20 protein-coding genes and 1 pseudogene are annotated in these 25,277 nt (G+C 66.5%); 14 read left to right on the top strand and 7 right to left on the bottom strand.

From position 1 onward, the window contains the following. Window positions 1–3: 3 nt before the first annotated feature. Window positions 4–447: a hypothetical protein gene (locus J5251_RS19605; protein ID WP_139007225.1), complete on the bottom strand. Its 444-nt coding sequence runs from the start codon at window positions 445–447 to the stop codon at window positions 4–6. Window positions 448–528: 81 nt separating this feature from the next. Continuing rightward, window positions 529–1,152 carry a putative glycolipid-binding domain-containing protein gene (locus J5251_RS19600; protein ID WP_139007226.1) on the bottom strand — a complete coding sequence of 208 codons (624 nt, stop codon included), beginning with the start codon at window positions 1,150–1,152 and terminating at the stop codon, window positions 529–531. Between the two features lie 74 nt (window positions 1,153–1,226). On the opposite strand from J5251_RS19600, the gene J5251_RS19595 reads away from it, so the two are divergent. The 9 genes and pseudogenes from J5251_RS19595 to J5251_RS19555 all read left to right on the top strand — a co-directional run bounded on the left by J5251_RS19595 (window position 1,227) and on the right by J5251_RS19555 (window position 11,288). Beyond that, window positions 1,227–1,934 (top strand): sirohydrochlorin chelatase, encoded by a 708-nt coding sequence (locus J5251_RS19595; RefSeq protein ID WP_139007227.1) that lies wholly within the window; start codon window positions 1,227–1,229, stop codon window positions 1,932–1,934. A 207-nt stretch (window positions 1,935–2,141) separates the two neighbouring features. Continuing rightward, complete coding sequence (locus J5251_RS19590) at window positions 2,142–3,866, top strand: nitrite/sulfite reductase (RefSeq protein WP_139007228.1); 1,725 nt, start codon at window positions 2,142–2,144, stop codon at window positions 3,864–3,866. Beyond that, window positions 3,863–4,600, top strand: coding sequence for a phosphoadenylyl-sulfate reductase (locus J5251_RS19585; protein WP_139007229.1), 738 nt, complete (start codon window positions 3,863–3,865; stop codon window positions 4,598–4,600). Before J5251_RS19590 ends, J5251_RS19585 begins: the two co-directional genes overlap by 4 nt. Beyond that, the gene (cysD, locus tag J5251_RS19580) at window positions 4,597–5,562 is read left to right on the top strand and encodes a sulfate adenylyltransferase subunit CysD (protein WP_139007230.1); all 966 of its coding nucleotides are present in this window, start codon (window positions 4,597–4,599) and stop codon (window positions 5,560–5,562) included. Before J5251_RS19585 ends, cysD begins: the two co-directional genes overlap by 4 nt. Next, window positions 5,562–6,932 (top strand): sulfate adenylyltransferase subunit 1, encoded by a 1,371-nt coding sequence (locus tag J5251_RS19575; protein WP_139007231.1) that lies wholly within the window; start codon window positions 5,562–5,564, stop codon window positions 6,930–6,932. Before cysD ends, J5251_RS19575 begins: the two co-directional genes overlap by 1 nt. Beyond that, on the top strand, window positions 6,922–8,055 hold the full coding sequence (locus tag J5251_RS19570) for an ABC transporter substrate-binding protein (RefSeq protein WP_139007232.1): 1,134 nt from the start codon (window positions 6,922–6,924) through the stop codon (window positions 8,053–8,055). Before J5251_RS19575 ends, J5251_RS19570 begins: the two co-directional genes overlap by 11 nt. Before the next feature lie 128 nt (window positions 8,056–8,183). After that, window positions 8,184–8,813: pseudogene (locus J5251_RS19565) on the top strand (ABC transporter ATP-binding protein); the annotation flags it as partial. Further along, the gene (locus J5251_RS19560; RefSeq protein WP_139007234.1) at window positions 8,803–9,684 is read left to right on the top strand and encodes an ABC transporter permease; all 882 of its coding nucleotides are present in this window, start codon (window positions 8,803–8,805) and stop codon (window positions 9,682–9,684) included. The pseudogene J5251_RS19565 and the gene J5251_RS19560, both read left to right, overlap by 11 nt. Window positions 9,685–9,749: 65 nt before the next feature. After that, entirely contained in the window at window positions 9,750–11,288 is a 1,539-nt protein-coding gene (locus J5251_RS19555) for an FAD-dependent oxidoreductase (RefSeq protein ID WP_139007235.1), read from the top strand. Here J5251_RS19555 and J5251_RS19550 read toward each other — a convergent pair. Next, complete coding sequence (locus J5251_RS19550; RefSeq protein ID WP_139007236.1) at window positions 11,285–12,718, bottom strand: PucR family transcriptional regulator; 1,434 nt, start codon at window positions 12,716–12,718, stop codon at window positions 11,285–11,287. The two genes, J5251_RS19555 and J5251_RS19550, sit on opposite strands and share 4 nt — an antisense overlap. Window positions 12,719–12,911: 193 nt before the next feature. Here J5251_RS19550 and J5251_RS19545 point away from each other — a divergent pair, with 193 nt between their 5' ends. From J5251_RS19545 to J5251_RS19525, 5 genes are all read left to right on the top strand, one after another. After that, window positions 12,912–14,483 (top strand): sodium-dependent transporter, encoded by a 1,572-nt coding sequence (locus J5251_RS19545; RefSeq protein ID WP_139007237.1) that lies wholly within the window; start codon window positions 12,912–12,914, stop codon window positions 14,481–14,483. After that, window positions 14,480–14,617 carry a methionine/alanine import family NSS transporter small subunit gene (locus tag J5251_RS19540; RefSeq protein ID WP_139007238.1) on the top strand — a complete coding sequence of 46 codons (138 nt, stop codon included), beginning with the start codon at window positions 14,480–14,482 and terminating at the stop codon, window positions 14,615–14,617. Before J5251_RS19545 ends, J5251_RS19540 begins: the two co-directional genes overlap by 4 nt. A 228-nt stretch (window positions 14,618–14,845) precedes the next feature. Then, window positions 14,846–16,276 carry an aminobutyraldehyde dehydrogenase gene (locus tag J5251_RS19535; RefSeq protein ID WP_139005654.1) on the top strand — a complete coding sequence of 477 codons (1,431 nt, stop codon included), beginning with the start codon at window positions 14,846–14,848 and terminating at the stop codon, window positions 16,274–16,276. Between the two features lie 45 nt (window positions 16,277–16,321). Beyond that, window positions 16,322–17,701 carry a 4-aminobutyrate--2-oxoglutarate transaminase gene (gene gabT / locus J5251_RS19530; protein ID WP_139005655.1) on the top strand — a complete coding sequence of 460 codons (1,380 nt, stop codon included), beginning with the start codon at window positions 16,322–16,324 and terminating at the stop codon, window positions 17,699–17,701. A gap of 158 nt (window positions 17,702–17,859) precedes the next feature. Next, the gene (locus tag J5251_RS19525; protein WP_139005656.1) at window positions 17,860–18,738 is read left to right on the top strand and encodes a universal stress protein; all 879 of its coding nucleotides are present in this window, start codon (window positions 17,860–17,862) and stop codon (window positions 18,736–18,738) included. A 5-nt stretch (window positions 18,739–18,743) separates the two neighbouring features. Here the strand turns inward: J5251_RS19525 and rarD are convergent, their stop codons facing one another. Genes rarD through eccCa form a run of 4 tightly spaced genes read right to left on the bottom strand, consistent with a single transcriptional unit; the run spans window position 18,744 to window position 25,277 of the window. After that, on the bottom strand, window positions 18,744–19,778 hold the full coding sequence (gene rarD / locus J5251_RS19520) for an EamA family transporter RarD (RefSeq protein ID WP_139005657.1): 1,035 nt from the start codon (window positions 19,776–19,778) through the stop codon (window positions 18,744–18,746). Window positions 19,779–19,838: 60 nt separating this feature from the next. Then, a complete protein-coding gene (locus J5251_RS19515) occupies window positions 19,839–20,837 on the bottom strand; it encodes a DUF6177 family protein (protein WP_139005658.1) in 999 nt (332 codons plus the stop codon). Further along, window positions 20,834–21,253, bottom strand: a complete 420-nt coding sequence (locus J5251_RS19510) for a hypothetical protein (RefSeq protein ID WP_139005659.1) — start codon at window positions 21,251–21,253, stop codon at window positions 20,834–20,836. Before J5251_RS19510 ends, J5251_RS19515 begins: the two co-directional genes overlap by 4 nt. Then, the gene (eccCa, locus tag J5251_RS19505) at window positions 21,243–25,277 is read right to left on the bottom strand and encodes a type VII secretion protein EccCa (protein ID WP_208574870.1); all 4,035 of its coding nucleotides are present in this window, start codon (window positions 25,275–25,277) and stop codon (window positions 21,243–21,245) included. Before eccCa ends, J5251_RS19510 begins: the two co-directional genes overlap by 11 nt.

Here is a 25,277-nt window from a genome sequence, read left to right as displayed (position 1 = left end):
GGGTCAGTCTTGCAGTTCGTCGTCGTTCTCATCGTCATTGAAGACCCAGTCGAACATGTCGAAGACGAACTCGCTGAAGGTGGATTCCTCGCTCTGCCAGCGCTGCTTTCCGGTGTTGGTTCGGATCCAGACGATGGGATCGGGAACGGCAAGGTGCTCGGCCCGGAAGCCCCAGTTGGCTTCTTCATCCATTTCGTCCAGGAAGAGCAGGTAGCCGTCCTCGATTTCCAGCTCGTCCGGATCCCAGAAGAAATCGTGGGCCTCCATCAGGTCCTCGCAGCCGCCCAGGGCGTGGTAGAACTCCACCAGCGCCTGCGGAACCTGGAACTTGTGTTCGCCGAGGAGGCCTTCGAGTTCGTCGTAGGAGATGCCGTCTTCTTCGCTCCACTTCCGGCCCAGGTACTTGGGGACGAGGGCACGGAACTTGTCCACGAACATTTCGGGCATGGGGGCTCCTTGACTGGTGGGGTGGGTCGCTCACCATCCTACCTGCGGGTGCCGGTTGCCCAGTCCCGTTGCCCGCCGGCCTCAGCTCCGGCGGCGCTGTGCCAGCCCGGGGTAGTCAACCACGATGCCGTCCGCGTCAACCGTGACTTCGGCGCTGAAGTTGCCCGAATCAAAACCGATCAGCGCGGTGCCGGTGACGTCGTTGTACGCCTTGATTCCTGTGTAGCGCTGCAGGGCGGGAACCACCTCCAGACTGGGCATCCGGACAAACGCGACGGCGAGGTCGGCGGAGACCTGCTCATCATGGACCAGGCCCAGGCGAAGGATCGGCATGGTGTTGGTGACCGGGCACAGCCCGAGGTCGCAGTCCACCGCCCCGACCAGCGCCGACGGATCCGCCAGTCCCGGCTCGGGCAGGTCCACGGTGCCCCAGGCGCGCGCTTCTGCGCTCCATTCGCCGTTGGTTGCGCGCACCAGTTCCAGGTGGCGGCTCCAGCCGTGGCCGTGCACCGTGACGATCAGACGCTCGGTGAACCAGTTCTGGGTGGTGGTCAGCGACCAGCTGGCGGCGTATTCGGAGGTGCGGGAGGCGCCGTGGGCGCTCAGCCGCTCGGGCTCGAGGTTGATCGTGGCCGATTCCGCCCGGCTCGGGTCGTCCTCACCCAGCCAGCTGTGCGTCCGGCTTTCATGCGTTTCATGTGCCATGGCCCAAGCCTTGTGCCTGTGCCCGGATATGGCAAGACCACGGCGGGCAGTAACTGCCGCTATTGTATTGCCTCATGCCACCTGTCCTGATTGCCTGCGCGCACGGAACGTCCAACCCGGCCGGCCGCCGTGCCATCGATGCCCTCCGCCGGGAGGTTGCCCGGTTGCGGCCGGGGACCGAGGTGCTTGAGGCCTATGTGGACGTACAGGAGCCGACCCTGCCCGAGGTCGTTGCAGCATTGCCGGCCGGGCGCCGCGCCGTCGTTGTTCCGTTGTTGCTCTCCGCGGGCTACCACACGAGCGTGGACATCCGGCAGGCGGTGGAAAGCCGCCCGGGTACCTGTGCAGCGGAACCCCTGGGCCCTGATAAGCGGCTGGCCGCTCTGCTGCAGGAACGACTGACGGAGTCGGGGGCAGCTAACGACGACGCCGTGGTGCTGGCCGCGGCCGGGTCCAGCCTGACGGCGGCAGCGGGAGCCGTGGCGGAACTGGCCGGCATGCTGCGTAAGCTGCGGTCCGGTCCCGTGACTGCAGGCTTCGGTGCCTCGGCGAGGCCATCCGTGGCCGAGGCCGTGGCAGCTGCCCGGCAGGAATCGGGCCAAGCGGGATCAGCGCGGGTGGTGGTGGCGTCCTACCTGCTGGCGCCCGGATTCTTCCACGACAAACTTGCCCGTGCCGGCGCGGATATCGTCACGGGGCCGCTGCTGCCGCACCCGGTCCTGGCACAGCTGGTGCTGGACCGTTACGACGCTGCCGTGGCCGCGAACTTCACCCGAGGATAGGCGGAACTGCCGCCGCGATGAGGCGGCATCCGCGCAGCTGGGTAGCGCGATTTCGACGTTTTGCATTCGACGCCTTGTTACGGGAAATGCGTAATAAGTCGTCGGAAGACGGGCAATATTTCCGCACAATACGCCGCGCAACAGGCCGTGACCGGATGTTTCGGGAACATTGTCGCCACTCCGGCGGGCTCCGTACGCTCGTCCACTATGAGCGCACCAGCAGCATCCGCAGAGACCAGAACAGGCAGGCCGTCCCGTCCGCCCACCAAGCCCCACGGCCAGTGGAAGGTCGACGGAACCGAGCCGCTGAACGGCAACGAGGAATGGAAGCAGCAGGACGGCGGGCTCAATGTCCGCCAGCGGATCGAGCAGATTTATGCCAAGGGCGGCTTCGACTCCATCGAGGCCACCGACCTGCACGGCCGCTTCCGATGGTGGGGGCTGTACACCCAGCGCAGGCCGGGAATCGACGGCGGCAAGACCGCCACGCTGGAACCGCACGAGCTCGAAGACAAGTACTTCATGCTCCGTGTCCGCATCGACGGCGGCGCCCTGAGCACCGACCAGCTGCGGGTGATCGGCGGGATCTCCACGGAGTTCGCCCGGGACACGGCGGACCTGACGGACCGGCAGAACATCCAGCTGCACTGGATCCGGGTGGAGGACGTGCCGGAAATCTGGAACCGCCTGGAAGCGGCCGGACTCTCCACCACCGAAGCCTGCGGCGACGTGCCGCGCGTCATCCTCGGTTCACCCGTGGCGGGCATCGCGGCGGACGAGATCATCGACCCGACGCCGGCCATCCGGGAAATCTCCGAGCGCTACATCGGGGATGAGTCCTTCGCCAACCTGCCGCGCAAATACAAGACCGCCATCACCGGGCATCCGAGCCAGGACGTGGTCCACGAGATCAACGACTTCGCACTGGTGGGCGTGGTGCACCCCGAGTTCGGTCCCGGCTACGACCTCTGGGTGGGCGGCGGGCTGTCCACCAATCCACGGCTGGCAGAACGGCTGGGCGTCTTCGTCCCGCCGGAGCGGACAGCCGAAGTATGGGTAGGCGTCACCAGCATCTTCCGTGACTACGGGTACCGGCGGCTACGCAACAAGGCCCGGCTGAAATACCTGCTGGCCGACTGGGGGCCGGAGAAGTTCCGTGCCGTCCTGGAGGAGGAGTACCTCTCCGCCCCGCTGCCGGACGGCCCGGCCGCACCCAAGCCCACCTCGCCCGGGGACCATGTCGGGGTGCACCGGCAGAAAGACGGCCGGTTCTACCTCGGTGTCACGCCGGTGGTGGGGCGCGTTTCCGGCAGCACTCTGGTCCAGCTGGCCGACCTGCTGGAGGCCAAGGGCTCCTACCGGCTGCGGACCACACCGCACCAGAAACTGGTGCTGCTGGACATCGCCGAAGAACACGTGGCGGAGCTGACGGCAGAACTCGACGGGCTCGGCCTCAGCGCCGCGCCCTCCCTGTTCCGCCGCGGCACCATCGCGTGCACCGGAATTGAATTCTGCAAGCTCGCCATCGTGGACACCAAGACCACCGCCGCGGAGGCGATCACCGAGCTGGAAACCCGGCTCAAGGACCTTGCGGACAGCGGGGAACTGCCGCAGCAACTGAGCCTGAACATCAACGGCTGCCCGAACTCGTGCGCCCGGATCCAGACCGCCGACATCGGGCTCAAGGGCCAGCTGCTGCCTGACGGCAGCGGCGGGCAGACCCCGGGCTTCCAGGTCCACCTCGGCGGCGGACTGGCCGCAGTGGACCGTGCGGAACCGGGCCTGGGACGCACGGTCCGCGGCCTTAAGGTCACGGCCGATGGCCTGGTCGACTACGTGGAGCGGCTCATCCGGCAGTACACCGCCGCAAAGAACGACGGCGAGACCTTCGCGCAATGGGCGCACCGCGCCGAGGAAGGAGCACTGAAATGACCGCACGTCCAACCACGGCAACTTCGTCATCCCGTTCCCGGAGCGAGGAGCAGTTGCGCGCGCTGGCCGACGCCGGGGCAGCCGAACTGGGGTGGGACGCCCCGGCACCCGAGGTTGTCACCTGGGTGGCGCGGAACTTCGGCACAGCCGAGGCCGCCGTCGCCTGCTCAATGGCCGATGCCGTGTTGCCGCACCTGGTCGCCCAGCAGCTGCCCGGCGTCGATGTCCTGTTCCTGGAGACCGGCTACCACTTTCCGGAAACCCAGGCCACGCGGGACGAGGTAGCGCGTTCGCTGGACGTCAACGTGGTGGATGTGCTGCCGGAGCAGACGGTGGCCGAGCAGGACCGTAGCCTCGGCAAGGATTTGTTTTCGCGCGACGCGGCCTTGTGCTGTGAACTGCGCAAGATGCGTCCGCTGAAAAAGGCCCTGTCCGGCTACGGCGTCTGGTTCACCGGCGTCCGCCGCGATGAGGCACCCACCCGGACCAACACCGGACTCGTCACCTGGGACAGCGCGCATGCCCTGGTCAAGGTCAACCCCTTGGCAGGCTGGAGTTTCGATGACCTGCTGGAGTACGCCGGCCGGAACGGCGTGCCGGTAAACCTGCTGCTGTCCAACGGCTATCCGTCCATTGGATGCAAGCCCTGCACCCGCCCGGTTGCCCCGGGCGAAGACCCTCGTGCCGGCCGCTGGGCCGGCCTCGCCAAGACGGAATGCGGAATTCATCAATGAACACCACTTACCTGACCGAAGACCGTCCGCCCGCCGGGGCGGCCACCCCGGCAGCCAGCGCCCCGCGCGCCGCGCTGTCCTCGCTGGACGCACTGGAATCCGAGGCCATCCACATCATCCGCGAGGTGGTTGCTGAGTTTGAGCGGCCGGCCCTGCTGTTCTCCGGCGGCAAGGATTCCGTGCTGATGCTGCACCTGGCCACCAAGGCCTTCTGGCCGGGCAAGGTTCCGTTCCCGGTGCTGCACGTGGACACCGGCCACAACTTCCCCGAAGTACTCGAATTCCGCGACCGGACCGTGGAAAGGCTGGGGCTGCGCCTGGTGGTGGGCAGCGTGCAGGAGTTCATCGACCGCGGCGAACTGTCCGAGCGGGCTGACGGCACCCGCAACCCGCTGCAGACCGTTCCCTTGCTGGAGGCGATCTCGCGCCACCGGTTCGACGCCGTGTTCGGCGGCGGACGGCGGGACGAGGACAAGGCGCGGGCGAAGGAACGGATCCTGAGCCTGCGCGACGAGTTCGGCCAGTGGGACCCGCGCAACCAGCGCCCCGAACTCTGGAACCTCTACAACGGCCGGCACACCGTAGGCCAGCACGTCCGCGCCTTCCCGATCTCGAATTGGACCGAACTGGATGTCTGGCGCTACATCGAGCGCGAATGCATCGAGCTGCCGGGCCTCTACTACGCGCATGACCGCGAAGTGTTCCGGCGGGACGGCATGTGGCGGGCCGTCGGCGAAGTGTCGCAGCCCAGCGAGGGCGAGCAAGTGCTGACCAGAAGGGTGCGCTACCGGACGGTGGGGGACATGTCCTGCACCGGCGCCGTGGAATCAGCCGCTGCCACCGCGCACGACGTCGTCATCGAAGTCGCGGCCTCCACCCTGACCGAACGTGGCGCCACCCGGGCCGATGACCGCATCTCCGAGGCCGCCATGGAAGACCGCAAGAAGGACGGGTACTTTTAATGACCACCACCGACTTCCAGACCGCCACGCTGTTCCGGTTCGCCACGGCAGGCTCCGTCGACGACGGCAAGTCCACGCTGGTGGGCCGGCTGCTGCATGACAGCAAATCGATCCTCGCGGACCAGCTTGAGGCAGTCACCCGCACCAGCGCCGAACGCGGCTTCGGCGGATCCGCGTCCGGCAACGGGCAGGGCCAGCAGATCGATCTGGCCCTGCTGACCGACGGCCTGCGCGCCGAGCGGGAACAGGGCATCACCATCGATGTCGCCTACCGCTACTTCGCCACCGAAAAGCGCAGCTTCATCCTGGCCGACTGCCCGGGCCATGTGCAGTACACCAAGAACACGGTGACCGGCGCATCCACTGCGGATGCCGTCGTCGTACTGATCGATGCCCGCAAGGGCGTGCTGGAACAGACCCGGCGGCATCTGGCCGTGGCCCGGCTGCTGCGCGTGCCGCACATCGTCGCCGCGGTCAACAAGATCGACCTGGTGGAGTTCAGCGAAGCCGTGTTCCGGGATGTGGAGGAACAGTTGCTGGGCGCAGCCGCGGAGCTGGGGCTGCCCGACGTGCGCGTTGTACCGGTGTCCGCGCTGGAAGGCGATAACGTCGTCGAGCTCTCGGCCCGCACGCCCTGGTACACCGGGCCGGCGCTGCTCGAGGTGCTGGAAACGCTGCCCGCGGTGGACGAACTCGAGAACGAATTCGAAGCGTTCCGGTTCCCCGTGCAGTCGGTCATCCGGCCGCAGGGGGCGCTGGCGCCGGGCCTGGATCCCGAGACCTTCCGGGACTATCGCGGTTATGCCGGGCAACTGGCCTCCGGTGTGGTCCGCGTCGGCGACAGCGTCACCGTGCTCGGCTCCGCCGGCGGGACCCAAATAACGACGTCGGTGGCCGGCATCGATTTCGCCGGCACCTCCCTGGCGGAGGCCTCCGCGCCGCAGTCCGTGGTGCTGCGGCTCAGCGACGATATCGACATCAGCCGCGGCGATCTGCTGGTGGAAACCGGCACCTTCGCTCTGGCGAGCCAGGATCTGCACGCCTCGCTGTGCTGGCTCTCGCCCAAGCCGCTGCGTGAAGGCGCCAAGGTCCTGGTCAAGCATGGCAGCAGGACGGTGCAGGGGCTCCTCCGCTCCATCACCGGCCGGCTGGATCTGGCCAGTTTCTCGCAGGAGCCGGCGGCGGACCTGGGGCTCAACGACATCGGTACCGTGCAGATCCGGCTGGCTTCGGCGCTGCCGGTGGAAGCCTACGAACGGCACCGCCGGACCGGAGCCTTCCTGGTGATCGATCCCGTGGACGGCAACACCCTCGCCGCCGGCATTGCCAGCGGGGTTCCAGGCGGGGAGGGGGAGCCTCATGGCGGCTAACCGGGCCCGGAAGAAGGGGCTCCTGCTGTCCAGCCGCACGTCCGAAGTCCTGCTCGCCGTCGGGCTGGCCGTCGCAATTGTTGCCGGGGCGGTCGCGGCTTCCCTCGCAGCCGACCGCAGGGGCGGACATGAGGTCGAGGTCCCGGTCAGCGATGCGCAGGAGCTGCGGCTCGGTTACTTCGCCAACGTGACCCATGCACCGGCGCTGATCGGTGTGGATAAAGGGTTCTTTGCCGAGGAGCTTGGCGGGACTGAACTGTCTACGCAGGTCTTCAACGCGGGTCCGGCCGCCGTGGAGGCGCTGAACGCCGGCGCCATCGATGCCGCCTTCATCGGCCCTAACCCGGCCATCAACTCCTATGTGCAGAGCGAGGGACGGTCCCTGCGGATCGTCTCGGGGGCGAGTTCCGGCGGTGCCCAACTGGTGGTGCGCGAAGGAATCGACAACCCCGAGGACCTGCATGGGGCCACGCTGACCACGCCGCAGCTTGGCGGGACCCAGGATGTTGCCCTGCGAGTCTGGCTGAAGGAACAGGGGATTCCGATTGCCGCAGACGGCCAAGCAGGCGTCACCATCAACCCCACGGAGAATGCCGGCACTCTGCAGCTGTTCAAGGACGGACAGGTCGACGGGGCGTGGGTGCCGGAACCGTGGGCCTCGCGGCTGGTACTCGAAGCCGGCGCAAAGGTGCTGGTCGACGAGCGGGACCTGTGGCCCGAGGGCCAGTTCACCACCACACTGCTGATTGTCGGCACCGACTTCCTGAACCGGCATCCCGAGCAGGTCAAGGCCCTGATCGCCGGCGAACAACGGTCCGTGGAATGGCTGAATGAGACGTTGGCCGCAGATCCGGCCATTGTGGCCGAGGCCATCAACGCGGGGCTCGAAGATGCCCACGGCCTGCCGCTCACCGACGAGGTGGTGCGGCGCTCGCTGGCGAACATAACGTTCACCCTGGATCCCCACGCCGCCGCACTGGCCCAGCTGCTGGAGGACGGCGTCACCGCAGGCACTACCGAGCAGGCCGACATCAGCACCATTCTGGATCTGTCCATTCTCAACGGGCTCCGGTCGCGGGAGGGCAATCCTGCCGTTCCCGCTGCCGGCCTGGGCAAGGAGTGAGGACCATGACTTCCCAAAACACCGTGCTGCAACGCGCGGGCGCCCAGCTGGAAATCAGCGGCCTCTCCAAGCGCTTCGGCGCGGACGCCCCGCTGGTGCTGGACAACGTCAATCTGCGCGTGGAGCGAGGTGAGTTCGTTGCTCTGCTCGGCGCCTCGGGCTGCGGCAAGTCCACACTGCTGAACCTGGTGGCCGGGCTGGAAGAACCCACGGCAGGAGAGCTGAAAGCTCCGGAAGCGGCGTTTATGTTCCAGGACGCCTCATTGTTCCCCTGGCTGACGGCGCAGGCCAACGTCGAGCTGGCGCTGGAACTGCGCGGCGTGGGACGGCAGGAGCGCGCAGAACAGGCTCGGGAATTGCTGGAGCTGGTCCACCTGGGCGGAGCCGGGAAAAAGCGTCCGCACGAATTGTCCGGGGGCATGCGCCAGCGGGTGGCCCTGGCCAGGTCGCTGGCCCAGTCCCGTGAGCTGCTGCTGATGGACGAACCGTTCGCGGCCCTCGATGCCATCACCCGGGATTTGCTGCACGACGAACTGGAACGGATCTGGCGCCGGACCGGCCGGACCATCATCTTCATCACGCACAATGTCCGTGAAGCGGTGCGGCTGGGGCAGCGGGTACTGCTGATGTCATCCCGCCCCGGGCGTATCGCCGCCGAATGGAATGTCGGAGACGGGCTGGACGCACGGGACCGTGCCGAACTGTCCGGCGAAATCACCACCGAGCTGCGACGGGAGATCCGCCGTCATGCGGCTTGAGACAGAATCCAACGACGACGTCGGCCAGCTGGAAGCCGGGCTGGATGCGCTGCAGGCACAGCAACCGGGCAGGTCCACAGCCAGACTGGCCATCGGTAAGGCCTTGCTGCCCGTGTTCGCGCTCGCCGCCATCGTCTATGTGTGGCAAATGTACATCTGGATTGTGCAGCCGCGCCCGGACATCCTGCCCGGACCGGCCGATGTGGCCGCGGCGCTGGGCTCCTTAGGGGGCGACGGCGCCGCGCAGGAGACCATCCTCACCAGTCTCGAACGCGGTGTGCTCGGATTCCTGATCGCAGCGGTGATAGCCACCCCGGCCGGCCTGCTGCTGTCCCAGCACAAGGGGCTGCGAGCCGCCTTCGGCCCGCTCATCTCCGGGCTGCAGGTTCTGCCGTCCGTGGCCTGGGTGCCGGCTGCCATCATCTGGTTCGGACTGACCGATGCCACGGTGTATTTCGTGGTGCTCATGGGCGCCGTGCCTTCGATCATCAATGGGCTCATTTCCGGTGTGGACCAGGTGCCGCCGCAGTTCCTGCGGGTAGGCCATGTCCTGGGCGCCAACCGCTGGCAGCAGGCAACCCGGATCATCCTCCCGGCCGCACTGCCGGGCTACATCGGCGGTCTCAAACAGGGCTGGGCCTTCTCCTGGCGCTCGCTGATGGCCGCCGAAATCATCACCGTCGGCGGGTCCATGGGCTTTGGCCTGGGCTCCTTGCTGCAGCAGGGCCGGGACTTGTCCGATATGGCCATCGTCGTGTCGGCCATTCTGCTGATCCTGGCCATCGGCATTGTCATTGAATTGCTGGTTTTCGCCCCCGTTGAGCGCAGGCTGCTGCGCGGCCGGGGACTGCTGAAGTCCCGTGCGGCCTGAGTCCTGCAAGATCCCCTCACAACCTCTCTTCCCATTGACCTGGATTCCCCGAAAGGAACACTCCGATGACAGCATCCCCCCTTGCCTCGCCCCATTCAGGCGCAGGAAAGCCATCCAAGCCGGAGGCTGCACTGGCTCCTCATTCCGACGGCGCCAGGCCGCTTCGCGTCGCCGTCGTTGGTTCCGGTCCGGCCGGCGTTTATGCCGCCGATATCCTCACGAAAAGCGATGAGGTGGCCTCCGGTGCGGTGCAGGTCAGCATCGACCTCTTCGACCGCTACCCGGCTCCGTACGGCCTGATCCGCTACGGCGTCGCCCCGGACCACCCCCGCATCAAGGGGATCGTGACGGCGCTGCACAAGGTGCTGGACCGCGGTGATATCCGGTTCTTCGGCAATGTGGACTACGGCACGGACCTGTCCCTGGCCGATCTGCGCGAACACTATGACGCGGTCATCTTCGCCACCGGCGCCATCAAGGACGCAGACCTGAACATTCCCGGCGTCGAGCTTGAGGGCTCCTTCGGCGGGGCGGACTTCGTCTCCTGGTATGACGGCCACCCGGACGTTCCCCGCGAATGGCCGCTGGAGGCCAAGGAGATCGCGGTCATAGGTAATGGCAACGTGGCCCTGGACGTGGCACGGATCCTCTCCAAGGATGCCGATGACCTGCTGGCTACCGAGATCCCGGACAACGTCTACCGGGGCCTGAAAAATTCACCCGTTACCGACGTCCACGTCTTCGGCCGCCGCGGTCCGGCGCAGGTGAAGTTCACTCCGCTGGAGCTGCGCGAGCTCTCGCATTCCCGTGACGTCGACATTGTCCTTTATCCGGAGGACTTTGACTTCGACGAAGGCTCCGACGAGCAGATCCGCTCCAATAACCAGACCAAGACGATGGTCAACACGCTCACCAACTGGCTCGTGGAGGAGCAGGACACCGGAGCATCGCGCCGGCTGCACCTGCATTTCCTGCACAACCCGGTGGAGATCCTCGCCGGCAGTGGCGAGGCAGCCGGCCGGACCACGGGAATCCGTTTCGAGCGCTCCGAACTCGACGGCACCGGCAACGTGCGCGGCACCGGCGAGATCGTTGAGTACCCGGTCCAGGCCGTCTACCGGGCGGTGGGCTACTTCGGGTCCGCGCTGCCCGACGTCGAATTCGACCACCAGCGCGGCGTGGTCCCGAACGACGGCGGCAAAGTGCTGGATGCTGACGGGAATCCGGTACCGGGGCTGTACGCCACGGGCTGGATCAAACGGGGTCCGGTGGGCCTGATCGGGCACACTAAGGGCGACGCGCTGGAAACCGTCACCCATCTGCTGGCGGACCGCGCCGGACTGCCGGCTGCGGCGCGGCCGGACGAAGCCGCCATCCTGGAACTGCTCGGGAACCGCGGCGTGGAATACACCACATGGGACGGCTGGTTGGAACTGGATGCGCACGAGCGCGCACTCGGTGCCGAAGCAACGGCAGCCGGCCCGGTGGCACGCGAACGGATCAAGGTAGTACCCCGGGAAGACATGGTCCGGATTTCCCGTTCATCGGAGGCCGCCGCCGGGGGAATGGCCGCAGCTGTTGCCGCCGGAACGGAACGGAGCTAGGCGGAACCGGATTCGGCGGCGAGCCGGCGCACGGTCAAGGCCAGCCAGAGATGGACCCGGTCCGCCGTAGACGCCGGATCGTAGCCGGTTAGCTCGATGATCTGGGCCAGCCGGTACCGCACGGAGTTGCGGTGCAGCCCGAGGGTCTCGGCGACCGCGGCCACCGAGCCGTTCAGTTCCAGATAGGTTTCCAGCGTGGACATGAGCTGGGCATCGTGGGCGGCGTCGAACTCGGAGAGCGGATCCAGTGCTTCGGCGGCGAGGTCGGCCAGCGGCACATCTTCGGAGGCCATCAGCAGCGAGGTCAGTGACAGCCGCTGCGGCACGTTCAGCCGGGCGCCGTGGGTGAGGGCTTCCTTCGCCTCGAAGTAGCTCCAGCGCAGGCCGTTGGGCTGGGCATAGCTGCCACCCACACCCACGGTGGCGGTCAGGCCGGCGTCGTACAGGTAGTTGCTGAGTTCCTCGCCGAGGCGCTCGCCGGATTCCGCGTCCCGGACCACCAGGACCAACCGCTCATCGACCAGTCCGGTGGCGGTCCCCTCAAAGGCTGCGGGCAGGGGCAACGTCCGCAGGGCGGCGCGCTGCCCGCTGGCGGTCTGGACCAGCATGACCAGTTGGCGCCGCGTGGTGTCGACGCCGATCGTATTCAGCCGCAGCGTCGCGTCCTGGCCCTGCAGGGTGCCGCGGACGATGTCCTGCAGGATTTGCCCGGCGGCATTGCGCTGGGCCGCCCGGTGCTTGGCCTGGTTGCTTAGTTCCAGGCTGATCATGCTCTGTGCATAGTCCACAATGGCATTGCGGTCATACGGTTCGGCCAGTGCGAGCGTGCACCTGTCCTTCAGCCCGGTGGCGATGGGCACCTTGTTCCAGCTGCCGGTAGCGCCGGCTCCGGTGCTGAACAGCACTGCCCCATACTGCGAAAGCTCGACGTCGGTACCCACCATTCCGGCCAGGGTGCGCAGCAGTGCCGGCAGGCCGCCGCCGCCCAGCAGCGAGGCCGAGAGAGCCTGGTGGTCGGAGAGCAGCCGCTCCAGTTTGCGGTAGTGGTCGGCCGAGATGGCATCGGCGACCATCCGGCTGATCGCGACGAAGGGCGTTTCGTACGGTATCTCGAATACCGGCAGGTTCAGCTGGTCTGCCTCGTTCAGGAACGCCGGTGGCACTTTGCTGTGCGAGAGGCCCAAAGCGAAGCCGATGGCGACGGCGCCTGCCTCGTGGACCCGTGCAACGAAGCGCCGCTGGGCGGCAGCGGTCTTTTGGCGCAAACCGGTGGTCAGCACTACTTCGCCGCCGCCGAGGAAAGGCAGCGGGTCTTCCAGTTCGGTCGTCGCCACCCAGGTGATGGCAGCATCGGGATTACCGGCTGCCTTCCCCACGACGCGCAGGTGCAGGGACTTTTGGGCCAGAAGATTGGCAAGAGAGACAGCCATAGGGCAACTATACGGGCATTAATTGTGCACGTGCACTACGGGCGCCTTTGGCGGGGCATTGGAATCACGGAAAGGCATCCTGCAACAGCGGTAACGGTTTGTGCGTTCACCCGCGGGGTGTTGTTCCTCGCGCATGGGGCCGGGTCTATGATGGGCGAAATCAGTCATTTTGCAATCGTTATGAGGTCCCAGCATGAGCAATCTGTCGCACCCGAAGGGGGCGCCGCCGGCCAAGCCGCCGCGCGAGATGTGGTCCACCCGAAAAGTATTCATTCTCGCCGCCATCGGCTCCGCCGTCGGCCTGGGAAATATCTGGCGCTTTCCCTACGTCGCCTATGAAAACGGCGGCGGGGCATTCATCATTCCGTACCTGGTCGCTCTGTTGACGGCTGGCATTCCGCTGTTGTTCCTTGATTATGCAGTGGGGCACCGCCACCGGGGCTCTGCGCCGCTGGCTTATCGACGCCTGACGCCGAAGGCCGAAGGGCTCGGCTGGTGGCAGGTCGCTATCTGCTTCATCATCTCCATCTACTACGCGGTAATAATCGCGTGGGCCGGCATGTACATGATCTTCTCGTTCACCGAAGCCTGGGGCGCGGATCCGGCCACATTCTTTATCAGCGACTTCCTCCAGGTCAGCGAGAACATCAACATCGGCTTCGATTTCGTGCCCAATGTGCTCATTCCGCTGGTCATTGTCTGGGCCCTGGTGCTGCTGGTCCTGGCTGCGGGCGTCCAGAAAGGCATTGGCCGGGCAAACATCATCTTCCTGCCGCTGCTGCTGGTGATGTTCCTGCTCCTAGTGGTCCAGTCGCTGTTCCTCCCCGGTGCGGCTGACGGGCTGGACGCCCTGTTCACCCCGGACTGGGGCGCGCTGACCAACACCGGTGTTTGGGCGGCTGCCTACGGCCAGATCTTCTTCTCACTGTCTGTGGCATTCGGCATCATGGTCACGTACGCCTCCTACCTCAAGCGCAAAACCGACCTGACCGGCTCCGGCTTTGTGGTGGCCTTCTCCAACTCCGGTTTCGAGATCCTGGCTGGCATTGGTGTTTTTGCCGCCGTCGGTTTCATGGCCTTCACCGCAGGCGCAGAGGTCGGAGAGGTGGCCGGTTCCGGCGGTATCGGCCTTGCCTTTATCGCGTTCCCGACCATCATCTCCGAGGCCCCGCTGGGCGCGCTGCTTGGCGTCCTCTTCTTCGGATCGCTGGTCTTCGCCGGCTTCACCTCGCTGATCAGTATCATCGAGGTGATCATCTCGGCTGTGCAGGACAAGCTGGGTATGGGACGGGTGAAGACCACGTGGATCGTTGGTATCCCGCTGGCACTGATCTCGATCCTGCTGTTCCCGACCACCACTGGACTGAATCTCCTGGATGTCACGGACGCCTTCGTCAACAACTTCGGCATTATGGCCTGTGCGTTGGTCACGGTCCTGCTGCTGACGTACGCTTTTCGGAAGCTGCCGCTGCTGGGCGGGCACGTCAGCGACGTGTCTTCCATCAAGCTCGGGCTTGGCTGGCGGATCCTCGTGGGCATCCTGTCGCCTATCGTCCTGGGCTACATTCTCATTAGCGAGCTGATCAAGAAAATCCAGGAAGGCTACGCCGAGATGCCAACGTGGTTTGTGGGCGTTTTTGGCTGGGGCATGGTGGTGGCGCTGATCGTGGTTGCACTGGTCCTGTCGCTCATCCCCTGGAGCAGCAAATCCGCGGCCAACGATCCTGTGCTGGATGCGCCGAATAGGAAAGAGGTAAGCAAATGAGCACCGCGGCCATTATCATGCTGATCATTTCCATCCTGACCGTTTGGGGAGGCCTCGGCCTCGCCTTGGTCAACCTCCAGCGGCACCCGGAAGACGACACCAGAATGCCCGAGGAGCACGCACCGGAGCTCTGATGCCCGTTGCTTCATCCTGATGATGCCCCGTTGCCTGCGCAGCGGGGCATCGACGCGTCCGGCGTGCAAGTCCGGTTGGGCATGTGCACGAACGTCAGCGCCGGTCCGTGTGCAGGAAGCTATGGCTGCGGGCCGGGCCTGGGGCATATTGTCGGCAGTGTTGCGGCAATCACAGCCGCTGACCGGTTATGCGCGTTACGGCCTGAGGCCAGAAAAGGGATGTAAACCGTGGTTCAGACCCTGCAGAACTTCATCAACGGCGAATTCGTCACTCCCGCCGGAACCGAACTGCTCGACATCATCAACCCGACTAACGGCGAAGTGGTGGCCCAGTCCCCGGTCTCGGTTGAATCCGATGTTGATGATGCGATGGCTGCGGCGGCCGCGGCTTTCAAGAGCTGGAAACACGCCACACCCAGCCAGCGCCAGTTGCTGCTGCTCAAGCTCGCGGACGCGATGGAAGCCCACAGCGAGGAACTGGTCGAGGCGCAGCACCGCAACACCGGCCAGGTCAGGGAAATGATTGCCTCCGAGGAGGTGGCCGCCGGTGCCGACCAGTTGCGCTTCTTCGGCGGGGCCGCACGCCTGCTCGAAGGCAAGTCCGCCGGCGAATACATGGAAGGACATACGTCCTTTGTGCGCCGTGAACCGATCGGCGTGGTCGCACAGGTGGCACCGTGGAACTATCCGCTGCTGATGGCCGTCTGGAAGATCGGCCCGGCCCTTGCCGCCGGCAACACCGTGGTGCTCAAGCCTTCCGACACGACGCCGGAGTCCACTTTGGTGCTGGCCCGGCTGGTCAAGGACATCTTCCCGGCCGGCGTCGTCAATGTGGTGCTCGGCAATGGCGGCACGGGCGCTGCCATGGTGGAACACAAGACCCCTGGCCTGGTTTCCATTACAGGCTCTGTACGCGCCGGAATCGCCGTGGCCAGCGGAGCCGCCAAGGGCCTGAAGCGCGCACACCTGGAACTGGGCGGCAAGGCGCCTGCCATTGTTTTCGCCGACGCCGACATCAAGAAGAGTGCCGCGGCCATTGCCGAATTCGCCTTCTTCAACGCAGGCCAGGACTGCACTGCCATCACCCGCGTGCTAGTGGAAGAGAGCGCGCACGATGATCTGGTCAACGCCATGGTCGAGCACACCCGGACGCTGCGGACCGGCTCCGAGAATGACGCCGAGAACTACTTCGGGCCCCTGAACAACATCAACCACTTCAATGCCGTAAACGCAGTCATGGACGCGCTGCCCGAACACTGCACGGTTGCGGTCGGCGGCAAGCGCGCCGGCGACAAGGGATTCTTCTACGAAGCCACTATCGTCACCGGTGCGAAGCAGACGGATGATATCGTGCAGCAGGAAACGTTCGGCCCCGTCATCACCGTGCAGAAGTTCGCCACGGAGGCCGAAGCCGTTGAGCTGGCGAACGACGTCGAATACGCCCTGGCCTCCAGTGTCTGGACGAGCGACCACGGGACGGCCATGCGTGTCTCCCGTGATCTGGACTTCGGCGCGGTCTGGATCAACACCCACATCCTGCTCACGGCAGAAATGCCGCACGGCGGATTCAAGCAGTCCGGCTATGGCAAGGACCTGTCCATGTACGGCGTCGAGGACTATACCCGTATCAAGCACGTCATGAGCGCTTTGGACGCTTAGCAACGAACAATAACGACCTACCTGAACAAGTTGAAAGGCAAAATAATGACCACTCAGGCTACCGAGCCCCAGTTCCGGCTCGAGCAGAAGCGCAAAATCCTCGGTGACTTCCCCGGGCCCAAGTCCGTCGAACTCGCTGCCCGCCGTGCCAAGGTCGTGGCCAGCGGCGTCGCCTCCGGCGTGCCGGTCTACGTGGCCGACGCCGACGGCGGCATTGTCCAGGACGTCGACGGCAACTCCTTCATCGACCTGGGCTCGGGTATCGCCGTGACCAGTGTCGGCGCATCCGATCCCGCCGTCGTCGGCGCCGTCAAGGAACAGGTGGAGCACTTCACGCATACCTGCTTCATGGTCAGCCCGTATGAGGGTTACATCGCGGTTGCCGAGCAGCTGAACGAGCTGACCCCGGGCGACCATGACAAGCGCACCGTACTGTTCAACTCAGGTGCCGAAGCCGTTGAAAACGCCGTCAAGGTCGCCCGCGTCGCTACCGGACGCACCGCCGTCGTCGCCTTCGACCACGCGTACCACGGCCGCACCAACCTCACCATGGGCCTGACGGCGAAGGCCAACCCCTACAAATCCAGCCCGGCCGGCAGCTTCGGCCCGTTCGCACCGGAGATCTACCGCGTGCCGATGAGCTACCCCTTCCGCGAGGAAGCCGATATCAAGGGCGAGGACGCGGCCCGCCGCGCGATCACCATGATCGAAAAGCAGATCGGCGCCGAAAACGTCGCCGCGATCCTGATCGAGCCGATCCAGGGCGAGGGCGGCTTCATCGTCCCGGCCGAGGGCTTCCTGCCGGCGCTGGCCGCCTGGGCCAAGGACAAGGGCGTTGTCTTCATCGCGGACGAGGTCCAGGCCGGCTTCTGCCGCACCGGTGAGTGGTTCGCCTCCGACCACGAGGGCATCGTCCCGGACATCATCACCATGGCCAAGGGGATCGCCGGCGGCATGCCGCTGTCCGCGATCACCGGGCGCGCGGAACTGATGGATGCTGTGCATGCCGGGGGACTGGGCGGGACCTACGGCGGCAATCCCGTGGCCTGCGCCGCGGCACTGGCTGCAATCGAAACGATGAAGGAGCAGGACCTGAACGCGCGGGCGCGTTCGATCGAGTCCCAGGTGCGTGCCCGGCTGGATAAGCTGGCCGCCGAGGTCGACATCATCGGCGAGGTCCGTGGCCGCGGAGCCATGCTGGCGCTGGAATTTGTGCAGCCGGGGACCGCCGGGACTACCAAGGCCCCGAACGCCGAGGCGACCAAGGCCATTTCCGCCGCCTGCCTGAAGGAAGGCGTCATCATCCTGACCTGCGGCACCTACGGCAACGTGGTCCGTCTCCTGCCGCCGCTGGTCATCGGCGACGACCTGCTGGCGGATGCCCTCGACGTGCTCGAAGGCGCCATCCGCGCAGCCGCCGCCTGACCCTTCAACGCATCTGTCCGAGGGGGCAGGACCCGGCAGCGGCCGGTCCTGCCCCCTCGCGGCTTCCGGATCCCGCTGATGAAATGTGTCCTGCCTCACGGTAGAGTCGCTTCATAATGCTCATGCGGTGACCGCCGCGGCGGTGGAGGGTGGAACGGATGCGATATGTCGTGGGGTACCAGCCGGATGACCGGGGAGCCGATGCCATCGCGCTGGCAGTAACCGTTGCGCGGGCGCAGGGGACCGGGCTGGAGATCGTCTACGTGGTGCCGGAGAACGCGCCCTACGTAGCCGTCAATCCGCAGGGCAAACGCATCAGCGCCGGCGAGCAGGAGGTCCTGACCGCGCGCCGCGAAGCGCTGAAACTGGTCCCTTCGGATATCGACGCCGAATTCCGGGTGGTGGACTCGGATTCCTTCGCCGAAGGCCTGATCGAAACAGCCACTGCGCAATCGGCCGCGCTGATCGTCATCGGTGCCGCCTCCAACGGGCTGTTCAAACGGTTCTCGGTAGGCAGCGTCGCCAACGCCTTGCTGCACGCCTCTCCGGTGCCCGTGGCCCTTGCGCCGCGCGGCTACCAGCGGAAGGGGCCGCTGACCCGTCTGACGGCGTTCATCGGCGAGCGGCAGGGTGCCCAGACGGCTCGGGATGTGGCGCTGCGGGCTGCCCGCCGTCGTGGCCTGCCGCTGCGGCTGGTCTCGCTCGTGGCGCTGGACACGCACGAACGCTCGGACTCGGGCGAGGCAATACACCAGGCCCATCTGCACGCCAACTCGGTCCTGGCAGAAGCCGCAACCAATGCACTGGACGGAACCGCAACCGTCACCGTGGCGCACGGACGGAGCATCGAAGAGGCCATCGACAGCCTGGACTGGGACGACGGCGAACTGGTGATCATCGGTTCAAGCCGGCTCGCCCAGCGCAACCGGCTGTTCCTGGGCAGCACGGCGCTGAAGGTGCTCCGGGCGCTGCCCGTGCCCATGGTCGTGGTTCCGCAGGAGGGCGTGCACGGGCTGGATGCGCCGGGCCACGTCTGACCGGTTCAGGCGGCGGCCGGTTGGGGCAGCTTGCGGTAGGAAGCGAGCATGTCCGTAGTCAGGATGATCAGGGAGAGCCAGATCAGGCCGAACCCGATCCACCGTTCCAGCGGCATCGGTTCGTTGAAGACGGCCAGCGCGAGGATGAACTGGATCAACGGGGCCAGATACTGCAGCATGCCCACCATGCTCAGCGGCAGGCGCCGGGCCGCAGCGCCGAAGAACAGCAAGGGCAGCGCAGTGATGAGTCCGCCGGCAGCCATCAGCCAGAAATGCCCGGGACCGTTGTCGAGCAGGGTTGCCTGGCCCTGGACCATCAGCACCGCCATCACGGCTCCGGCCAGGGGAGTCAGCACCAAGGTCTCCACGCTCAGGCTCGAGACGGCATCCACCTTGGACCCCACGTTCTTCTTGACCAGGCCGTAGAAGCCGAAGCTGAAGGCCAGGATCAGCGACAGCCAGGGCACGTTGCCGTAACCGAACGCCAGCACCAGGACGGCGATAAACGCCACGGACAGTGCCGCCCACTGCGCGCGCCGGAGCCTTTCTTTCAAGATGAGGACACCAAGCAGGACGGAAATCAGCGGGTTGATGAAGTAGCCCAGTGAGGCCTCCACCGTGCGCTCGCTGAGTACGGCAACGGTGTAGGTCAGCCAGTTGACGGCGATGAGCGCCGCGGCCAGCGAAAGCGTGCCGAGGGTGCGCTTGTCCACCAGTGCAGCCTTGAACGGGCGCCAGCTGCGCATGGCCGTCATCAGCAGCACGCAGAACAACAGCGACCAGACCACCCGGTTGGCCACGATCTCCAGCGGACCGGCTGGCTCCAGGATGGCGAAGTAAAGCGGCAGGATGCCCCACAGCCCGTAGGCAGCCAGCCCGAAGAGCAGGCCCGTGCTGTGTTCGCTGCGCGGTTTCCTGCCGTTGGTGCCGGCTGCTGCTGCATCCGTCTCTGCCACGGCATTCAGATCCGGGGCGACGGCAGTTAGCTGCTGGTTGGGAGGGGAGGCTGGCTCGCCGTCGTTAGTTGACACAGAGCCCATAACATCACCGGCAGGCCGGGTATTCCAACCTGGCGGCTGGCGGGGTCATAGGTGGCGGCCTCAGCCGGGTAGCCGGCCCGAAAGTTTGCCCGCGAGTTCTGCCCAGGCTTCCAGCGGGTGCTTCTCCTCCGAGGCAGGTTCCTGCGCGTAGTTCACGGCCAGGGACTGCACCGGCGGAACTCCGATCAACCGCGCGCGCGGTCCCGCGGCTGCCAGCGCCTGCCGTGCGCCGAAGTCCTGCAGCGCCTCCGAGCCGAAGAACGCACAGGCCGGAACGGACATGCCGGTGAAACGCGCCGGGCGGGCAAGGTTGCTGAAGCCGACGGCGTGGCCCAGAACGGCCGTGCGAGCGTGGCTGCGGTGCATCCGTGCGGCGAAGGCCTCCAGTTGGTCCGAGCCCAGCGGATCGGCGCTTTCCGCCAGGAGTTCCACACTTTCATGGACTCCGGCCGCGGATCGTTCCACCTTAACGACGGCGATCGACGCTGCCGCCGTCCCCACCCGCGGCTGCCCCACAGCGAGCAGCACGGAAGTTTCCGGTGCCCGGTCATAGCAGTGGGCCGTGATCGCCGCGGTGTCCCATGGTTCACTGACCGGTTCGGACCGGCCCCAACCTACGGGCGGGTGGCCGGTGAGCTCGGTGAACAGCTGCACGGTGAAGTCCCCGATGCGGGTGCCCAGGCTAGCCGGGTGCATGGTCTCGGCCCGGACATGGAGCAGGCCTCCGGGCGTGCGCGGGGTCAGCAGGAAGTCCTCGGCGAGTTCGTCGAGCGGTTCGAAAACCTCACCGTTCCAGCTGTGGACCCGGCCGGTGAAGCCGTCAAAGAACGTGCCGTCCGCGCTGGTAGCCAGCCACTGGCAGCCCGGCTCCGAGAGCAGCATGCTCAAGGGCAGGCTGATCGCGGCAGTACCCGGTGTCAGCACGGCGAAGTGCCGTCCGTCTTCCTGGGCAGCCGCGTGCGACTTGGCGATCCAGGGCGAGAGGTAGGTGATGGGTTTGTTCTGGAAAAGGACTCCCGTGGCGGCACTGCTGAAGTCGAAGGCGGAAGCGTGGCTCACGGCTGCACCACCCCGGGAACGACGACGGCGCCCTCGCAGCGGCGGGCGAGAGCATGGCACAGGGCGTCAGCCCTGGCTGCGGCATGGGGGAGCCCGTCGCGGACGTGGACGTCCTGCCACCAAAGCGGTTCGGCGGCGGGATCTCCGGTGCCGGGTGCGAAGACGGCCGGCACCCGGACACCGGGCACGGCGGAGACTTCCGCGCCGGCGAGCAGTCGCTGCACCTCCTGCGGAACGCGGACCAGGCGCGGTAGCTCGAGCACCAGCTCGACCTCGCCGTCGTCGGTGAAGAGTTCCAGCAGGGAGTTCTCCGCAGTTTCCCTGACACTGAGCTCCGGGACCGTGGCGACCAGGGCCTCGACCACGGTCCGCTGGTCCGGTTCCCGCAGGCTGATGACGGTCCAGTCACTGCTCATCGGCCTCGGCCTCCGTTGCGTTGTAGTACAGCTGGACGGTGTTCACGGGCTTGCCCGACTGCACCAGCTGGGCCCGGCCCGGGGGCAGCGCACGCGCGCGGATGCCGTTGAGCAGAGCGCCTTCGCCGCGGTCGCCCGACATCAGGATGCCGGTGCTGCCCGAATCGCGCAGTGACATGAAGAAGGCCTCGTACATGCCTCGGCTGGCGCCGCGCACCCGTCGCGAGAGTACCGCGTGCAGGCCGATCTCCGGTCCCAGCGGCAGGTAGGGCGTCAGCCGGCTCAAGGGGGAGGAGCCGCCTGCGGTGAGAATGTCGTAGTCGTCGATGATGAGCACAACGCGCGGAGGGTTCCCGCCGTTGTTGGCACCGCCGTCATTGTTTCCGTTGACGCGTTTTTCCAGCTCCGACGCCACGGCTCCGGCCAGCTGTTCGGCCAGCGCGGGGCTGGTGGCGTAGCCGCCCAGATACTCCTCGGGCACCTCGTCGGCGAGGCCGCGGCGCGGGTCGAAGACCGCGAAGACCAGGTTTTCCGGCGTATGCTGCTCGGCCAGGCGCCGGATCACCGAGCGCATGACGTTGGTCTTGCCGGCGCCGTCGTCGCCGAGGACCACCAGGTGCCGGTCCTTGACATGCATGTCCAGATGCTCGGTGCCCAGATCCGTCTCGCGCAGGCCCAGCGGAATCCGCCCCGGCCGCGCCGGGGTGACGGCCGCTTCCGCCCCTACCAGCGGCGGCAGGACGCGCACCTGCATGGCGCGGTCATCCGTGGAGGCCGCGACGGCGGCGACCAAGTCCCGCATGCCCTGGACCGCGGTGTCCGGATCCGGCTCGGAATCGATCCGGGGCAGGGCGATGTGGCCGATGAGCTTCTGCTCCATCAGGCCGCGGCCCGGCCGGTCCGCGCTGATGGACTCGGCGAGTTTGCGGCCGAAATTCGATTCCGCGGGATCTCCCAGCCGCAGCTCGATGCGGTTGCCGAAGAAGCTCTGCTGGGCAATCCGGACCTCGTTAGTGCGGGTGGAAGTCACGATCATGTGGATTCCGTAGCCGCCGCCGCGGGAGATGATCGAGTGGACTTTCTTTTCGACGTCGTCGAACTCGTCGCTGAGCTGGCCGTAGCCGTCCAGTACCAGCACGATGTCCGCGCTGGCGAGTTCCGGAATCATGCCCTGGGCACACATCCGGCGCAGTGTCTGCAGCGAATCGATCTGGTACCGCTCGAACAGCTGCTCGCGGGTATCCAGCATGGCCGCGATCTCCTCGATGGTGCGGCGCACCACTTCGCGGTTGGTGCGCACCGCCACGCCGCCCACGTGCGGCAGTCCCTCCAGCGGCAACAGGCCGCTGCCCAGAAGATCGACGGCGTAGATGCCCACCTCGGATGGGCTGTGCGTGAGGGCCAGGCTGCAGACAATGGTGCGCAGGGCGGTGCTCTTGCCCGACTGCGGCCCGCCGACAATGATGGCGTTGCCACCGGCATTGTTCAGGTCCAGTTCCCACAGCCCCTGCCACTGCTTGGCCGGGTCATCGAGCAGGCCGATGGGGATGCGCAGGCTGCCGCCCTTGGCCAGCCGGATGCCCTGGCTGGTGGCGGCGGCGGAGCCGGCCGCGGTGTCCAGGGCGATGCCCTTCGGCAGCGGCGGCAGCCAGATGGGCTGGACCGAGCGCGGGAAGGTGCGCAGGGTTTCCATCAGCGTGGACATGACGGTGGGCCCGGTGGTGCGTTGCGAAGCTTTGGTCCGCAGGCCCGACTTTGCCGGCTTGCTGCCGGCCGCTCCGGCAGCGGCGTCTTCAAGAATGGCGGCGTAGCGCGGGACGGCCAGCACCAGTTCCTCGGACTCGTCCTGTTCCGCTTCCGGTTCCTCCACCTCAACCGGGCCGGAGACATACCCGGATTTGAAGCGCGTGTAGGTGGTGGTGTCCACCTTCAGGTAGCCGAAGCCGGGGACCGGCGGCAGATGGAAGGCGTCCGGGGTGTCCAGCACCGTGCGGGACTCGGACTCGGAGAGGGTGCGCAGGCCGATCCGGTAGGACAGGTACGTGTCCAGGCCGCGCAGCTTGCCGCCCTCGATCCGCTGGCTGCTCAGCAGCAGGTGCACGCCGATGGACCGGCCGATGCGGCCGATGGAGAGAAACAGTTCGATGAAGTCCGGCCGGGCGGTCAGCAGCTCGCCGAACTCGTCGATGATGACCACCAGGTGCGGGAGCGGGTCCATCTCTTCGCCCCGGGCCAGGCGTTCCTGGCGATGCAATTGGTAGTCGGTGATGTTGGCGATGTTGCCCGCGGCCTTGAGCAATTCCTGCCGCCGGAGGATTTCGCCATTCAGGCTGGCATAGACGCGCTCGATCAGCGTCAGGTCATCGGAGAGGTTGGTGATGATGCCGGTGACCTGCGGGGCGCCCTCGAACGGGGCGAAGGTGGCGCCGCCTTTGAAGTCCACCAGCACCATGGCCAGCACATCGGGGGAGTGGGTGGCCAGCAGCCCCAGCACCAGGCTGCGCAGCATTTCGGACTTGCCCGAACCCGTGGCGCCCACGCAGAGGCCGTGCGGGCCCATGCCGAACTGCGCGGATTCCTTGAGGTCAAGCATGGCCGGCTTGCCCCGGTCATCCGGGCCGAGCGGGACGCGCAGGAAGTCGATTTCGCTGCGCGGCTGCCACAGCCTGCGGATGTCCGCAGCGTCCAGCCTGGGCGAGAGGCCCAGCATCTCCAGGTAACCCACGGAACTCTCGGCGCTGTTGTGCTCGAGCGAATCCGGGGACAGCCGCATCGGCGCGAGTTCGCGGGCCAGCGACTCCGCGGTGGCCAGCGGCAATTCGTCCAGCAGTCCTTCCTCGGTCACCGGGTCAACCGGATCCTCGCGGTAGTTCTGGCTGAGGAAGCTGCGCGGGCCGGCCGCCGCTTCGCTGATCCGGATGCTCACCTCGCCCGGTTCGTGCCGGCGGTTGTCGGTGAGGTAAATGACCGTGGTACCCAGCTGGCCGGGGGAGGACAGTTGGTCCGGCAGCGCCAGTTCCTGGGGCGGCTCGCCGTAGGTATCGGCGATGATCAGCAGCCGCGGCATGGAATTGCCGACGCCGGCTCCGCCCCTGCCGAGATGGTTCTTGCGCGCTTCCGCGGCGATGGTGGAGCGGTTCTGCAGGTCGTCCTTGAGCAGGTCGGAGAGCGAATCGAGCGAGGGAGCCAGCCGGCGGACGGGCCCGGTGCGGTGCGTCCGCGACTGGTCCGCCAGATGCGGCAGCCAGGTCGCCCACGCCCAGTCGCCGTACCGGTCCGCCGGCACGGAAAGCGCGATGTGCAGGTCCTCGGGGGAATGGAACGCAGCGGCCTCGACCAGCAGGTTCCGGCAGACGGCCAAGGCGAACTCGCGTGAACCAACCAGGCTGACATTGCCCGCCGAGTCCAGCGGAATGGTCAGCGGCAGCTCTGGGGAGGCCTCGAAGCGCTGGCGCAGGATCTGCAGTTCGGTGGTCATGAACTGGTCCGTCTGCTGCAGGCCGGAAGTCGAGTCATTGACCCGGATCTCCCGGTTCCGCCGCTCGCCGCTGCCGATCCGAACGTCCAGGAAGTCCTCGTTGCGACGGCGGCGTTCCCAGATCCGTTTGGGATTGCGAATGATGTCGAACAAGGCCGACGGCGGAGGACTGCTCACCCGGGCAACCTTGATGGCATGCTGCTCATCGGTGCGCAGTTCGGTCCGCGCGCGCTCCAGATATTCCAGGTAGTGCTCGCGCTGGTCGCGGCTCTGCCGGGCCTGCTTTCCTTTTTGGCTGACCATCATGGCGATGGAAGCCAGTATGGTCACGATCATCATCAATGCACCGACGGCGGCCAGGGACGATCCGCGGAAGAGCATCATGACCGTCATGGACGCGCCCGCGCCCAGCAGCGGCACCAGCGACATCATGTTCATGCCGCTGCGGCCCTCGTTCACGGGCGGCGGCGCATCCAGGGCGTAGGGTTCCACGGTGCGTGCCGGGGGAGTGGTCCGGGCCGGGCGGTGGATCATCTTGACGCCCAT

The organism is Arthrobacter crystallopoietes (assembly GCF_017603825.1).
GTDB lineage: Bacteria > Actinomycetota > Actinomycetes > Actinomycetales > Micrococcaceae > Crystallibacter > Crystallibacter crystallopoietes_B.
This window is presented reverse-complemented; position numbering and strand designations above follow the sequence as displayed.